The organism is Leucobacter faecis, from assembly GCF_054456695.2.
The window spans coordinates 1-345 of the sequence record NZ_JBTJER020000041.1; the positions used below are offsets into that span (position 1 = coordinate 1).

Annotated in this window: 1 protein-coding gene; it reads left to right on the plus strand. The window is 59.1% G+C overall.

Going from position 1 to position 345, the window contains the following annotated elements; genetic code table 11:
• A partial coding sequence (locus tag ACXR2W_RS14180; protein WP_489948870.1) for a hypothetical protein occupies positions 1 to 220 on the plus strand: 220 nt, incomplete at its 5' end.
• Positions 221 to 345 lie beyond the last annotated feature (125 nt).

Sequence of the window (345 nt, forward strand, 5' to 3'; positions counted from 1 at the left end):
CCCGCGAACTCGCGGGATGGTGTTGGTCATTGGCCGTTATGGAGTGACCTTTGAAAGCTCGTTCATCGCCCCGCGGGTGGAACGCATGCAGCGTAAGGAGCAAACCAGCGAACATCCTGTGAGTACCCGTTTCACGACGGCCACGCTCGATCGCAGACCAGCTCGATTGCTCTCACCGGAACAGGGTCCTGCGGTAACCAACCCGCGCATATCAGACTGACTACGCGTCACAAGACACGCCGCACCCGCCCCGGGAATCGATGAACGATGAAACGCCGCTAGGCAGCCAGTCTGGCGGCGTTTTCCCCTGCCCACTTGACAAATCGATCTCCATATCAGGATGAC